The sequence below is a fragment of the Niveispirillum sp. CC-CTL257 genome (assembly GCF_059489915.1).
Genome location: NZ_JCAJXE010000004.1, coordinates 499,820 through 514,473 on the forward strand (window position 1 = coordinate 499,820; position 14,654 = coordinate 514,473).

Here is a 14,654-nt window from a genome sequence, read left to right on the forward strand (position 1 = left end):
CGGTTACCGCCCCATTCGTTCAATAAGTTCAACCTGCCTTGGCAGGCAAATTCTATTAAGATCGTAGCCATCAATGACAGTTTGTCGGGCGGCGGCCCTGATCTGAGTGTAACGATCAGGGTTATTGACGACCTCGGCAACAGTCGTCGCGATATTCTCGTAGTCGAAGAAATCGACAAGAAGGCCGTTGCGACCGTGATCGATAATCTCTTGGACGGGTGGCGTCGCACTGCCAATGATCGGCGCACCGCATGCCATGGCCTCCAGCATCGACCAGCTGAGGACAAAGGGATAGGTCAGGTAAACATGAGCGGCGCTGATCTGCATCAGTCCTTTGAAAACCGGATAAGGGACGGTGCCGACAAAGACCGTGCGTGCCAGGTCAAGCTGATCCTGGACCTCCGCCAGATAGATCTGTTTCCAGGTCTTCCCGGCCGGTGGGCGCGCACCATAGGAGACATCATCGCCACCGATAATGACAAATAGCGCATCCGGCATCAGGCGCTGCATCATGGGCAATGCGCGCATGAAACTATGATAGCCGCGATACGGCTCCAAATTGCGGTTGATGAAGGTGACAACCTTCATCCCCGGCCGCAGCACGATCTTGCGCCCCTCCAAGGTCAAGGATGCCTTGGCATTGGGGGTCAGCGCATCAGTGTCGATGCCGTCATGGATGACCTCGATCTTGGGCTGGGCGAAACGCGGATAGGATGATTTCTGCCAATGGGTCGGGCTATAGGCCGCGTCCATCAACTCCAGATTCAGCATGCTGCTGGCATTCTTAGCCCGCGTCCGTGCGGCGTCCTGCCAGCCGTCCTTGCGGAACTCTGGGTCAAAGCCGACATCACTGCCCTGGCTGCCATAGTGAAACTCCAGAAAATGCAGTTGCGGTGCCGACGGCCAGATATCTTTTAGAAACAAGGCCTCTCCCCAACCGGGGTGGGCGATGATCAGGTCGGGGACATATCCGTTTCGACGCAGTTCTTCCGCAGCCATGCCGCAGGCTTCGCCCCGAATGAGCTTGGTCTCGAAATCCGTCGCAAACGGATGCAATCCCGCGGTACTGCCCCGAGTTGTCTTGTAGCGGTGAATATCGACACCCGCCAGATCGCTGCCCTTTATAGCGAGTGCCTTCACCTCATGCCCGCGCCCGACGAGGGCGGGCGCGAGATGTTTGAACTGCGCCGGGAAATTCTGATGAACGAAAAGGATACGCACACTCAGATCCTCAAATGATACCCAGCTTGCGCCAAAGAGGCAGACGCGTATCGATCATCTGCTGCACCAGTGGTTTCAGCCCCGCGATATTCTCCGCGTCTGACTGAATGGGCTTGCCATCCTTCAAGAGGCGTCGTGCACCACGGCGCATCTCTGACCAAACATTGTCGACTGCAATGTCAATGTTGATGTCTGACATCCCCGCCAATGCGCGGAGGCCGCAGGCCTCAATAAAGGTCAAGCCGAGACCCGTACCAAGCACCGGTGAGGCGACAGCGCCCAGCTCTGCCCCCATGATGATGTCATCGGCCACGGCCAGATTGAAGGCGGCAGCGCTCACTTTACTCGCCGCAGGCATGGCCGGGTGGGCCTGCATGTTCGCCAACAGCATCTGGTAGGTCTGGACCAGGATGTTCAGCCCATGCTTTGCCAATGTCGGATTGGCAAGAAGTTCGCCAACAGAAACAGCTTCGGACCCACAGGCCATGTCCATGAACGTATCATAGACTTCCGGGATTCCCTTGGCCGAGCCAAGCGGTGTCTTGAACTCGGTCGTGCTGTCCTCGCGTCGTATCGACGACCGCAGCTTCAGGGTACGAAGGGTCGCTTCATGTTCCAAGCGCCCCATCTTTGAGGCGCCGCGAACAAAGATATCTCTGCGGAAGGCCTGGTTGACCGCAAAATCCTTGATGGTCTGGACCATGACCGGATTGCTCACATCGGCAAGAACCTTGCGCACGGGCTCCGGCACACTGAACATATCCAGATTTTCAAGCACCGTTGCCGACGCGGCGAAATTCAGCTTGGCGCGGTCGAGATCGCGGACAACGTCGGCGTGATACGACGGGTTCCATGAGGCGTTCAGATACTCGTGGGCCAGATAGTTCCTGTTGGCCGTCTTCATTCCGTCCAACCGCGTCGCCATTGACGGGTTGACAACGAAGAAGCCGGCTTTCGCCTCTCGCAGCTGTTCAATGAAACGAACAGCACCTTCCATCTGCTGATCACTGCGCCCCGGATTGAGGGCGGCATGTTCGCGGATCAGACGTTGGACCGGAGCCACATTGGCCCAGCCGGGCAAGCAATTATAGCTGATATAAACAACGCCACCGGGTTTCAGGTACTTGGAGATAAAGTCGATAATGAATTCGCGATTCTCAAAGGATATCCAGGAGTAAATACCGTGCAGTGTGATGTAGTCAAAGGAGGGAAGGTTCGGGCACGCACCTTTCGCCAAGCCTTCAAAGCTTTCCTCGATAAACTCAATATTGGTCAAGCCGGCCTTTGACGCGAGACGACGAGCGTTTGACACCTGGGCGGGATTGAAGTCCACACCCCAAAACCGGCCATTCGGATAACTCGCCGCAAAGATATTGGTACCAAAGCCCTGACCGCACCCGAGTTCGCAGTAGGTGAAGGAGCTAGCGGCGTCAGGCGCGTGGTAGCCCTGAATGTTCAACAACGTGGACAAAAAGCCAGGCGTCATCTCACGGTAGAAACCCGCCGTATATTGAATGTCGCTGACATAACCATCTGTCCACACACTCATCATCAACTCCAAGACTATTGGCTTCTACGGTCAATCGGGTATGAGAGCCGCCAAGGGCCGTGAGAATGTCAAGCGACACCGCATAAGGCAAGCTGGCATTGGCGTACCCATGAAAAAAAGCCGGCCCCTTTCGGGGCCGGCTCCAGTCAACTTCAGCCAATCTTCTTAGATGAAGGCGAAGTCAGTGCCCGACAGCGCGTCAGCGGCAACACCCGACAGGGTGGCAACCAAGGACAATTCGCCGGCAGCAATGTTGGACGTATCGGACGAGTCGAACAGCCAGATGTCCGCAAAGTTACCGGTACGGTAGGTGATGATGAAGAACTGATCAGCAGCATTCATCGTACCGATAGTCGCAGACGCACCCAGCGCAGTAACCACGTCACTAGCGGCAGTGCCACCAGCCAACGTGCCGGTCAGCTCAAACACTGCCGTAGTACCGGCAATGGTCGCACCTGCGGCACCCGACTGGAAAGCAGAACCCAGAGCAACCGGACCAGCCGAAGCCAAGCTGATAGCGGCGTTGTTAACACCAACAAGTGTACCGAAGGTATTGTCCGCCTGAGAAGACGCACCCGTCGGCCCAGCAACATCCAGACGGATCACATCGCCAGAGACGAATGCAATCGTATCTGCATTGGCACTGACATAGTTCGACAGAGAGCCCGAACCACCCATGATGTAGACGTCATTGCCGTTACCACCGGTGATGCTGTCAGCACCCTGACCGCCAGTGATGGTATCAGCACCATCACCACCGATGATGGTGTCAGCAGCGGTTCCACCGGTGATCGTATCAGCACCGGCACCGGCAGTCAGGTTGAACTTATGGGTCGACGTACCCAGCGTGAAGTTGAAGCCTTCGGTCTGGTTCGTCAGAACAACCGCGACGTTATCGGCGGTAATCGCCACGTTCTCAACGTTGGCGATCTGGCCGTCACCCGTGGAGGTGAAAGCCGCACCGATGTTCAACGTGTCTGTATCGGCACCACCGTCCAGCAGAGCGTCGTCCTGCACACCGACGATCGTGTCGTTACCAGCACCGCCCAGGATGCTGTCAACGCCGTCACCGCCGGTGATGGTATCGGCACCCGCACCACCATTCAGGGTGTCGTTGCCTTCGGCACCGACGATGGTGTCAGCAGCGTCACCACCGGTGATGCTGTCCGTACCCTTCGAACCCGTGAAGTTGAACTTGTGCGACGCGGTGGCGAGCGTCACCACGAAACCAGCCGTTTCCGTCTGGTCCGCCAGGGTGATCGTCAAGTTGTCGGCCGTAACCGAGACATTTTCGATCGTAGCAATCTGCGCGTCATTGGCGTCATCAAAGGCGGCGCCAATCTGCAGGGTGTCGGTGCCGTCGCCACCAATGATCGATGCGTTGGCCTGAACACCGGCGATGGTGTCGTTACCAGCCGCACCGGAGATGGTGTCAGCGCCACCGCTGCTGGTGATCGAGTCTGCACCCGAGCCGGCAGTGATGCTATCGGCACCAGCGTCACCCGTGATGGTGAAGGCCTCGGTCTGGCCGGTCAGGACCAGGGTCGTCGCCGCCGTCAGAGTGATGCTTTCAACGTTAATCAGCGCGCTGTCAGTCGCCTGGGTGAAGGAGGCACCAACCTGCAGAAGGTCGGTATCCGCACCACCATCAATCAGAGCATCATCCTGCAACCCAACGATCGTGTCGTTACCAGCACCGCCCAGGATGCTGTCAACGCCCGTGCCGCCGGTGATGGTGTCCGCACCAGCGCCACCATTCAGGGTGTCGTTGCCAGTACCACCAACAATGGTATCAGCCGCATCACCGCCAGTGATGCTATCGGCACCCTGGGAACCAGTGAAGTTGAACTTATGCGTCGCGGTGGCGAGCGTCACCACGAAGCCAGCCGTTTCCGTCTGGTCCGCCAGCGTGATCGTCAGGTTGTCGGCAGTAACCGAAACCGCCTCGATCGTAGCAATCTGCGCGTCGTTGGCATCATCAAAGGCAGCGCCAATCTGCAGGGTATCCGTGCCGTCACCACCGATCAGCGAGGCATCATCGACCGCACCAGCGATCGTGTCATTACCCGCACCGCCATTGATAGTGTCGACATCAGCACCACCAGTGATGCTGTCAGCGCCAGCACCACCCAGCAGGCTGTCGGCACCAGCATCACCCGCGACCGTGTCGTTACCGTCACCACCATTGATGGTGTCGGCTTCAGCGCCGCCAACAAGCGAGTTAGCACCAGCAGAACCGACAATGTAGTCCTTTTCAGCGGTGCCGGTCGCATTCTCAATGCTGATCAGCGTATCGACGATCACCGGAGCCGTCGAAGACTCGTTGGTGAACAGGTAGGCAGCGGTGTTCGCAGCAACCGTAGACCCGGCAGAAGACAGGAACAGGCCGTTGTTCGAGGGGCCAGTAGCCGCGAACACCTGAGCCTGGGTCAGAGTGTCTGCGCTCAGGTTGATCACCACACCATTGACAGCGACCGAACCACCGATATCGCCCTTGGTGGCAATAGTAGCAACAAACGTATCAGTGCCGTCGCCACCATTGATCGTGTCAGCAGCGCGACCACCCGTGAGGCTGTCATTACCAACACCGCCGGACAGCGTGCTGGACTTGGTCAGCGAACCCGTCAGCGTGTCATCGCCGGCGTTGCCATCAAGCGTAACGCTGGCCGTCTGAGCCGCGCTCGCATTCAGAGTATCGTTGCCCGCACCACCGGTCAGCGTGGCGGCTGCCGCCAAGTTGCCCGTGGTGTACGTGACTGCGCCCTTCGTCACAGCACTGGCATTGAACGAGGTCAAAGCCGTACCAGCGAAGGTACCCAGATTCAGACCGGCATCACCCGCCACCGTGATGGACTTAGCCGACGTGTTGGTCAGCGTGGTCACAGCGTGCGCAATGTCCGTCGGGGTCGAAGCCGAGTCATCGGTATTGAACGTCACATTCTCGAAGCCCGTCAGGGTCAGGTTCGTGTGAGTACGAGCCGAGGAGCCGCTGATGTTGACCGAGATGCTGTCATTGGTCCCGTCAGCATTCAGAGCAGCCGTAATGGTGCCCGAAGCGGAGGTGTTGGCAACCAGCGTCGAACCGGAAGTAGCACCGTTCAGGGTCAAGCCAGTGGTGACACCGCCGACGGTGATGTGATTGATACCACCCAGATTGGCGAGATTGACGGTGCCGCCGTCGGTGCCGGTCAGGCTCAGACGTTCGAAGTTGGAGATGGTCCCCTGGAACTTCGAGTCACCCGAAGCCGTGGCAGCAGCGGAAACCGACAGAGCGATGGTGTCGGTGCCGTCGCCGCCGTTGATCGAACCACCGGTCCCCAGAGCAGAAGCGCTCACCGTCGCGGTGTCGTCGCCGGCACCCAGGGTGATGGCCTTGGTCGTGGCACCCAGAGCAACGCTGTCCGCACCCGAACCGCCGGTGTAGCCGACATTCACGCCCAGTTCGGAGCTGATCGTCAGATTGCCGGTGCCATTGTTGGCCACGGAGGTCAGGGCGCCAGCCGTCAGGGTGGTGATGGTCAGGTTCTTGTCACCGGCGACAGTGATGGCGGTGGCGTCAGCCACAGACAGGGTCGCCAGCGAGGAGTTGCCCGAAGCGGTCGTGATGGCGATGGTGGTGAAACCATCGTCGGAAGCCGCTTCAGTATCCGTCACCGCGCCCGAAGTCGTCAGACCGTTCAGGTTCAGGTTCAGGGTATTGGCAGTCGGGGTGGCCGTCAGGTTGCCGCGACCGATATTCAGCGCCGTGCCAGTACCCGAGGCGATGACCGTGGTCAGCGCGCTGGAGTCCAGCGTAGCGGTGCCGAAATTGGCCAGGGTCACCGAAGCGATCGTGCCGGCAGCCGTGGCGCTGGAAGCGTTCACGTCCGTCACGGTCACATCACCAGCGGCGATACCGGCAACGTCGGACTTGGCGGTCGTGACAGCCGACTGCGACACGGTCACAGCGGTGGTCACGGCAGTGCCGGTAACGGAGACGTTACCCTGGGTGGCCGTGGTATTGACGGTGGAGTTGGACGTGCTCTGCGTCACGTTGACGGTGGTGCCGCCCGTAACAGTCACGTCAGTACCGTCAACGGCACCGGCCAGACGGTTCGTGTTGGTGACGTTTACCGCACCCGTGGCCTTGGTCACGGTGATATCAGCGGTCGTATCGCCACCGTCGGAAACGGTGTTGACAGCCGTGATGGTGACATTGCGGCCACCGGTGGTGGCAACAGCGCTGTTCGCGACGTCAATGGCCGACACGGTGATCGTGGTGTCGGTCGTATCAGACAGCGTCAGGGTGGCCTTGGCGCCGACCGTGGCGTTGACCGTGGTCACGCCAGTCCAGCCGGTGGTGTTGGCCGTGACGGACGAAGCGGCATCGGACAGCTGGAAGTTGACAACTTCAACGTTACGAACCGTCAGGCCGGTCAGGCCGGTGGTGTCGACATTACCAGCACCCGACACGGTCAGCGTATCGGTACCAGCAGCGCCATCGATCGTGTCGAACACGCTCAGGGTCGTGCTGGACGCGGTGAAGGTGTCGTTGTTGGTGTTGCCGGTGGCCGTATCAATGGCAGCCGTCAGCGCGATGGTCTGGCTGGCGATACCGTCCTGGACAGCAACGACATTGCTCTGCGCGACGACCACCAGACCGGAGTTGAACAGGGCAACGCGGAAACCTTCCAGACCTTCAGCCGAGCCGTCGTTGGTCGGCGTAACGGTGAAGGTGATGGAGGTGGCGCCGGCCGGGATCGTCACGGTGCCGGTCAGCGTGGCGAAATCTTCGGCCTTCGACGCGGTCAGCGTGCCGCCGTTGGTGTCGCCGGTGATGTTGTAGGTGAAGGTCGTCGCTTCGGTGACCGGCAGAGCCGAGGTCACGGTGAAGGTCAGAGCATTACCCTCGGTCACCGTGTTGGTGGTCGGCGCAACGGTGAAGGACTGCGGCAGCTGCGGGAAAGCGCGGCCTTCACCGGCACCGTAGGTGTACCAGTGAGCGCGAGCAACCGCGTCAGACAGACCAGCCAGATCGGCGTTGGCAGCCTTGTAAGCGGCCACCGAGAAGTTCACGGTCGCGACGCGGCCTTCGGCAGCACCATACTCGTAGAAGTGACGGACGATCTGAGCGTCGCTCAGGCCGGCATTCACGAGATCGGCATTCTGGGCCTTGTAGTAGTCCAGGTTGAACACCGTGGACGACAGGGCGTTGCGGCCCTCGGCAGCGCCGTAGGCATAGAAATGCGCGCGCAGCTGAGCGTCGGTCGTGATGCCAGCCTCAGCCAGGTCCGGGTTGTTGGCCTTGTAGGCATCAACATTGAACAGCGGAGTTGCAACGCGGCCTTCGGCGGCGCCAGCGCGATTGAAGTGGTCCAGACCCGAAGTGAAGATCGTCCCAGCCTTATCCAGAACCTTACCGATCGCGTTAGCCACGTCCGTGTTCTGAGCCAGGTAGTAAGTCTCGTTGAAGACGAGACGGGAATTGAGAGCCATCGTAGGATTCTCCGTGAGTTGGCTATTAGGCAGCGCCTGACTGGTACAACTTACTCAGGTAGGAACAACACCGAGCCCAAAGGGCAAATCGCAACCGGGAGCCCAGTTGCATATGGCAGTTGGAAGACCGTGCGGCCTCAGTGGTCGACCGCACACCGCGGAAGCAACGACCATGTGTGAAAGTGAATTTGCTCGTTCTGCTGAACCATCCTGACTGATTGCACCGTACTTGCGCATTAGGTTCTTTATGCGAGGGAACCACGCCACGCAAGAGGCAATTTGGCGAAAGCGATACGTCGGATTCACAAAAGTTCAGCAACTCACTAACATGAGGTCGCTGTTGATTTGGGGTGCTTGAAGAACGCTCTGTAACTTATTGAATTTATTTGATAATTTTTTCACCCCTCAAACTGTGGCATTTCCGCAACGCCATGGCAGCAAAAATTGCCGGGTGGGGAACCTCACTGAGCAGGGACCATCGCCCCCCGACACCCCCCCGGACACGCACGGGAAAGCCCCATTGATTCGAGAAATGCTGCGACGCGGGACCACAAGGCGCGTTGACGGCGCCGAAGGGGCCGGTCTATCCCGGACCTGCCGCGACATAAGGGGGAATCATGGCTGTCTTTAAGCGTCCGATTTGGATTGTCCTGCTGAACTGGAAGGGAGCGGACGACACAATCAGCTGCATCGACAGCCTTCTGGCCATGGGGGAGGATAACTGGCGGCTGGCGGTCTGTGACAACGCTTCCCCTGATGATTCTCTCGCCCGGCTGCGGGCTGCGCTGGGTGATCGCTTCCGCGACGACTGGATGGAGGTGTCGGAGGCGGATGTCGCCGAGGCACAGACCAGTGCCCGTGCCGTCCTGATCCGCAACGCCGACAATTATGGCTACGCCGGCGGCAACAATGTCGGTCTGCGCCTCGCCCTCCGCGACCCTGAAATGACCCATTGCTGGGTCCTTAACAATGACACGGAAGTAGCGCCCGACGCGCTCTCGCAGGTGCTAGCCCATGCCGCCGCCCACCCGGATCAGGGCATCGTCGGCTCTACGCTGGCCTATCACGACCGCCCGAACATCATGCAGGCGGCGGGCGGCGCACAGTATAACAGGTGGACGGGGATGGTCCGCCTGATCGGCCACGCCCAGCCCGTCGCGGAGGCCACCCGGTTTGCCGGCACAAGGCTGGATTTCGTCGTCGGCGCCGCCATGCTGATCAGCCGTCCCTGGCTGGAGCAGGTGGGGCTGATGGACGCCAGCTACTTCCTCTATCTGGAGGAGGTCGATTATTGCCGGAAGGGCGTGGGCCGCTTCGCGCTCGGCTACGCTCCGGCCAGCCTTGTCTATCATAAGGAAGGCGGATCGACAGGGGGCAAGCGGCAGGATATCAGCCTCCTGGCCGACTTCTATAATATCCGCAACCGGTTGCGGATCACGTGGCGGCACTTTCCCTATGCCATGCCCACGGTGATGGCCGGGCTGTTGATCACCGTCGCCAACCGCATGCGCCGGGGACAATGGGACCGGATCGGCATGGTCTTCCGTATCGCCTTCAATTTCCGGCGCATCGACTATAAGGACGTGCGGTGATGCGGCTTGACGGGTTGTACCGGGCGTGAGAGAAGCCGCGACATTCCACTTCCAGGCACATGCCGGTCCGCGGCAGCAATGGCCCGGCCGTCTCAAAACTGCCTTGATGACGTGGAAATAAGCGGGGACCGTTCGAGTGGAACAAAGAAGCATGAAGAAGAATTTCTTCTTCAACCTTGTTGGCATGGCCTTGCCGATCGTTTCCTCTCTGGTGACGGTACCGATTTACATCCATCACATGGGGGTCGAGCGCTACGGGGTGCTTTCCGTCGTCTGGATTCTGCTGGGCTATCTCGGCTTTCTGGATTTCGGCCTGTCGCGCGCATCCGCCCATGCCCTGGCCCGGCTGGCCCATGCGCCGGCCATTGAGCGTGGTCGGGTTCTGATGTCGGCGCTTTATCTCAATGCCGGCTTGGGATTGGTGGGGGGTGCCGCGATCTATCTGGGCGCCGGCATCCTGTTCGAACGGGTCTTCGGTCTGCCGCCCGCGATCTGGACGGAGGTCGAGACCAGCCTGCCCTGGATCGCCTGCATGCTGCCGCTGGCGCTGTTGACGGGTGTCGGTATCGGTGCTCTGGAGGCGCGGGAGCGTTTCCTGGCGGCAAATCTTCTCCAGACCTCCGCCTTGATCAGTGGTCAGGTGGTGCCGGCCCTGGCCGCCGCCTTCATCTCGCCCAGCCTGGATATGGTCCTGCCTGTGGCGTTTGGTGTCCGATTCCTGGCGCTGCTTCTACTGTTCGCCGTGCTGGCCAGATCTGAACGACTGCGTTTCTACCGGTACGACCGGGGCGCGGGACTTTCCCTGTTTCAGTATGGCGCCTGGGCAACCGTTACCAACATCGTGAGCCCCATACTCAGCTCTATCGATCAGTTCGTGTTGGGTGCCAAGTCAGGCGCCGGTGCCATTTCCTATTACGCCGTGCCCATGAATCTGGCCACGCGCATGCAGATCGTCGCCGCCGCCCTGTCGCGCGCGGTCTTCCCGCGCTTCGCCCGGTATGAGGAGGAACAGGCCCGCGATCTGGCCGCCCGGGCCACGGTGGCACTGGCCTATCTTTTTGGGGCCTGCTGTGCCGCCGGCCTGTTCCTGATCGGTCCCTTCCTGGGCCTGTGGATCAGCCCTGAATTCGCCGAAACTGCGGCCCCCATTGGCCGTGTCCTGATTCTCGGTGCCTGGATCAACGGCCTAGCCTTTATCGCCCTGTCACTGCTGCAAGGCCGGGGTCGGCCGGATCTTGCCGCCCGCATCCATGTGCTGGAACTGCTGCCCTTCATCGGGATCCTGTGGCTGCTGGTCGACCGGTTTGGCGCTCTGGGTGCTGCCTGGGCCTGGACCATCCGCGTGACGGCGGATGCCCTGCTGCTGATGTGGTTCGGCGGCATCAGAGGGGGGGCCGTCGTTAAGCTTCTGCCAGCCGTGAGCGTGCTGACCGGTTGCTTCCTGTTGATCGAACAGAGTGTGACCGTGGGGGGATGGCATGTTCTGTGGCAGGGTGGCTTGGCCTTTGCCATCACCGGCTCTCTTGGCCTCATCATTGACCCGCAGCTTCGGGCTGTCGCGGTGCAGTTGACGACGGCGCTCCGGTGTCGGCTTCAATCCTGATCGGCCCCTGGCGGAGTTCTGGCATGACCGGTTCAGTCGACATCCTGCTTGCCACTTACAACGGCGCCCGCTACCTGCCGGCCCTGCTCGCCTCACTGGAGGCGCAGACATACACAGGGTTCCGTGTCCTGATCAGCGACGATGGATCGACCGATGACACCCCGCGGCTGCTGCGCGACTGGGCGGCCCGGTTGGGGGATGAGCGTGTCCATATTCTGAGCTTTCCCACACGCGCCGGCGGTGCCTGCCAGAATTTCGGGCGTCTCCTGGCCGCCAGCGACGCTGACTATGTGCTGTTTTCAGACCAGGATGACCGGTGGCACCCGACAAAGGTCGCCCGCACCCTGGAGGCTCTGCAAACCCTGGAAAGCCCGCATGGCGCGCAGCATCCCTGTCTCGCCTTCTGCGATCTGCGTGTAGTCGACGCCGATCTGACGGTGCAGCACCCTAGCCTGTGGGCGTTCCAGGGACTGGATGTCAGCGCTGGTCTGCACCCGTGCCATCTGCTGATGGAGAATGTCGTTACGGGCTGTGCCATGGGCATCAACGCCGCTGCCCGCGATCTGGGGCTGCCCATCCCTGATCAGGCCATCATGCATGACTGGTGGCTGGCACTATGCTGTGTGTTCACCGGCCATGTCGCCGCCATACAAGAAGCGCTGATCGATTACCGTCAGCATGGCGGCAATGATGTCGGTGCCAGCCGCTGGCGGCTGCGTGACCGGCTACTGGCGCGCCTGCGTCCCCGCAAAGACGGCCCTGGCTATGCCCATTTCCTTCAGCAACGGTTCGACCAGGCTGATGCCCTGCTTCGGCAGGTGGGGCAGTGCCCATCGGCGAAGGATCTCGACCTCCTCACAGATTTCACCTCGCTGCCCCGCGAATCCTGGCTAGGGCGACGGATCAAGGCCCTGCGCTTGGGCTTTGGCCCGCTCAACCCGCGCAAACGAGCGGGTTTTCTGCTGCGCCTGTGATCAGGGCAGTGCCTGCCGGTCTTTCAACAGGATCGTCCGCGGCAGGATCAGCAGCGCGAAGAACAGCCAGAAAATCAACGCCTGCGTCGGCTGATAGGTCAGACCATTGGCGAAGGGAAGATTGGCCACGTAGCTGACCATCACCACGATCATGCAGGTGAAGAACAGGCGCTGCCGATCGAGCCCATGGCGATAGCAGAAGCCCACCAGCGACAGAAGACGCATGGCGACCAGCGCCAGAAACGCCAGGAAAATCAGCAGATAGAAGACACCGCCCAAAGCCCAGAATTCCACCAGCTGGTTATGGGCCATGATTGACAGTTCGTCCGGCTGCGGAACCAACGCTGTCGATGACATGCCAAACCCGGCCCCTGTCAGATGCCCGGTCGGCCCCCGGACACGGTCCAGATTGAAGAAAACCTTGCCGGGGTGCTGAAACAGCCGTTCGTGAAAGGAGGTGCCAACATCCACATCGTCAACCAGCACCGCTTCCTGGCTGCTGACGCCGAAACTGGCCAGACTGACCAGCACGCGGCCCCGGACGGAGGGGACCAGGATGGCGATGCTGACCACCCCGATGACCAGCAGGGTGAATCCCGCCATGGCCCGGAACGGGAACTTGTGAAACACGCGGAATCTCGGGAAGAAGTTCAGCCCGACCAGGGTCACCACGGGAATGGCCAGGTTGAAGATCGCCGCCTTGGACAGGCTGGCGATCGCCGCAACGACAATGGCCAAACCCATCAGCATCTTCCAAAGGCCGGGCCGCATCAGGATCAGAACGATCGCGAAATAAAATCCTGCCGAAATGCCGATGGCCGTCACATTGCCCAGGACGCTGGCATAGCGGTCAAATCCGCCGCGTTTATAATCCGACCCCAGCCATTTCATCTCCCCGAACATCATCTGCCACGGCACAGAAAGGTTGCCGATCGCCATGAAGATGGCGATGCCGACGACGGCCGCTACCAATGTCTGGAAATCCCGGACATAGATCAGAAAAGCCAGAAGAATTGGCACAGCGAACAGGAAGCGTCCCAGGCCCACCATGGCGCCAACCGGCGAGATGGTCAGCAACGACATGGCAAAGGCCTGCAAGGCGAAAAACAGATAGGCCAACAGCAGAACACCGCCCGCAACCCCATCCGCCTCAAGCCGCAATGGGCGGCGGAACAGATCGACGACCATGATCAGGAGCGCCGCCCCTAGCAAGGGGGCGTAGATTACGGGTGAGAGCTTAGCCAGGCTGTTAAGAGCCACGGCGGCGCAGACAAAGACGATCTTCAGCGCATCCCACTCGACCCGCTGCGGCGCACGGCGCACGGCATCCATCGTTGCGGTCATCGCGGCCCTCCGGCCTGGGAGAGAACTGGCGCTGCCGGATCACGCCCGCCAAGACCGGCGAAGAAGGCAGCGATACGGTGCCGGCCCAGGCTACGGCTGTGACGTCCGTGCAGCAACATCGTGACGCTGCGCCCCAGAAACAGAACGGCCCGCCACAGGAAATAAGCCCGACCATCCGGCGTCGGATATCGCAGATACTGCCCGACCAGATACCCCTGGCCAAAGGCGTAACGCCTTTCCTTAAGCGCCAGATCAGGGCGCGGCAGGCGTCGCACAGGCCGACCCGGCAGATACGGTATCTGCGCAAGCCCGAGAGCCGTCACGATACGGTGCAGCAGGCGGGCATCCTCGCCCGACTGGTGCGGAGAGGACGTCCCCGGACCGATCGTTTCGTCGAACCGGTGCGCGGCCAATATCGCGCTCCGAAAAAGGCTGGACCAGATAAAGCCTCTGAAAACGACGAAACCAGCAGGGACCATTCGAAGGCCATCGGCCCCGCTGGATATCGGATCGGCTTCGAAACAAATTGGCGCGCTGATCATGGGGGCATCACGAAGGCCGCTCCAGGCCGCGGCCAGAAATCCTGCATCCGGGCGCACGGAAACGTCCACGAACATCAACGCGTCGACGCTGTCGCTCAATGTATCCAGTCCCCGATTGCGTGCCGCTGATGCCCCGACACGGCCCAACGACAACAGCACGAGGCGAGGATCGTCGGGCAAAGCCGGAACGGCGCCGTCGGCACTTTGCCAGCAGACGGCAATCTGAACCGACAGGTCAGGCAGAAGGTCCGCCTGCCGCAGCAAATTGGCCACGCAATCCGCAAGCAACGCCCCCTCCCCCTCCACCGCCGGGACGATGAAGCCGATACGGGGGCCCAGCGGGCTAAGCGCCCC

At 60.6% G+C, this 14,654-nt stretch carries 8 protein-coding genes; 3 read left to right on the forward strand and 5 right to left on the reverse strand.

Annotation, left to right across the window (positions count from 1 at the left end):
• Positions 1–3 precede the first annotated feature (3 nt).
• The 3 genes from ABC729_RS22785 to ABC729_RS22795 all read right to left on the reverse strand — a co-directional run bounded on the left by ABC729_RS22785 (position 4) and on the right by ABC729_RS22795 (position 8,245).
• The gene (locus ABC729_RS22785; RefSeq protein ID WP_495609903.1) at positions 4–1,221 is read right to left on the reverse strand and encodes a glycosyltransferase family 4 protein; all 1,218 of its coding nucleotides are present in this window, start codon (positions 1,219–1,221) and stop codon (positions 4–6) included.
• A gap of 10 nt (positions 1,222–1,231) precedes the next feature.
• On the reverse strand, positions 1,232–2,773 hold the full coding sequence (locus ABC729_RS22790) for a class I SAM-dependent methyltransferase (RefSeq protein ID WP_495609904.1): 1,542 nt from the start codon (positions 2,771–2,773) through the stop codon (positions 1,232–1,234).
• A gap of 162 nt (positions 2,774–2,935) precedes the next feature.
• On the reverse strand, positions 2,936–8,245 hold the full coding sequence (locus tag ABC729_RS22795; RefSeq protein ID WP_495609905.1) for a beta strand repeat-containing protein: 5,310 nt from the start codon (positions 8,243–8,245) through the stop codon (positions 2,936–2,938).
• A gap of 617 nt (positions 8,246–8,862) precedes the next feature.
• Between ABC729_RS22795 and ABC729_RS22800 the strand changes: the two genes are divergently transcribed.
• From ABC729_RS22800 to ABC729_RS22810, 3 genes are all read left to right on the forward strand, one after another.
• Positions 8,863–9,837: a glycosyltransferase family 2 protein gene (locus tag ABC729_RS22800; RefSeq protein WP_495609906.1), complete on the forward strand. Its 975-nt coding sequence runs from the start codon at positions 8,863–8,865 to the stop codon at positions 9,835–9,837.
• A gap of 151 nt (positions 9,838–9,988) precedes the next feature.
• Positions 9,989–11,440, forward strand: coding sequence for a flippase (locus ABC729_RS22805; protein ID WP_495609907.1), 1,452 nt, complete (start codon positions 9,989–9,991; stop codon positions 11,438–11,440).
• A gap of 23 nt (positions 11,441–11,463) precedes the next feature.
• Positions 11,464–12,414: a glycosyltransferase family 2 protein gene (locus tag ABC729_RS22810; protein ID WP_495609908.1), complete on the forward strand. Its 951-nt coding sequence runs from the start codon at positions 11,464–11,466 to the stop codon at positions 12,412–12,414.
• On the opposite strand, the gene ABC729_RS22815 is transcribed toward ABC729_RS22810, so the two are convergent.
• Entirely contained in the window at positions 12,415–13,758 is a 1,344-nt protein-coding gene (locus ABC729_RS22815; RefSeq protein ID WP_495609909.1) for a hypothetical protein, read from the reverse strand.
• Complete coding sequence (locus ABC729_RS22820) at positions 13,755–14,573, reverse strand: hypothetical protein (protein ID WP_495609910.1); 819 nt, start codon at positions 14,571–14,573, stop codon at positions 13,755–13,757. Before ABC729_RS22820 ends, ABC729_RS22815 begins: the two co-directional genes overlap by 4 nt.
• Positions 14,574–14,654: the final 81 nt, after the last annotated feature.

Coding starts and splice junctions, on each gene's coding strand:
- ABC729_RS22790 (WP_495609904.1), bottom strand. CDS start 2,773: ATGATGAGTGTGTGGACAGATGGTTATGTCAGCGACATTCAATATACG.
- ABC729_RS22795 (WP_495609905.1), bottom strand. CDS start 8,245: ATGGCTCTCAATTCCCGTCTCGTCTTCAACGAGACTTACTACCTGGCT.
- ABC729_RS22800 (WP_495609906.1), top strand. CDS start 8,863: ATGGCTGTCTTTAAGCGTCCGATTTGGATTGTCCTGCTGAACTGGAAG.
- ABC729_RS22805 (WP_495609907.1), top strand. CDS start 9,989: ATGAAGAAGAATTTCTTCTTCAACCTTGTTGGCATGGCCTTGCCGATC.
- ABC729_RS22810 (WP_495609908.1), top strand. CDS start 11,464: ATGACCGGTTCAGTCGACATCCTGCTTGCCACTTACAACGGCGCCCGC.
- ABC729_RS22815 (WP_495609909.1), bottom strand. CDS start 13,758: ATGACCGCAACGATGGATGCCGTGCGCCGTGCGCCGCAGCGGGTCGAG.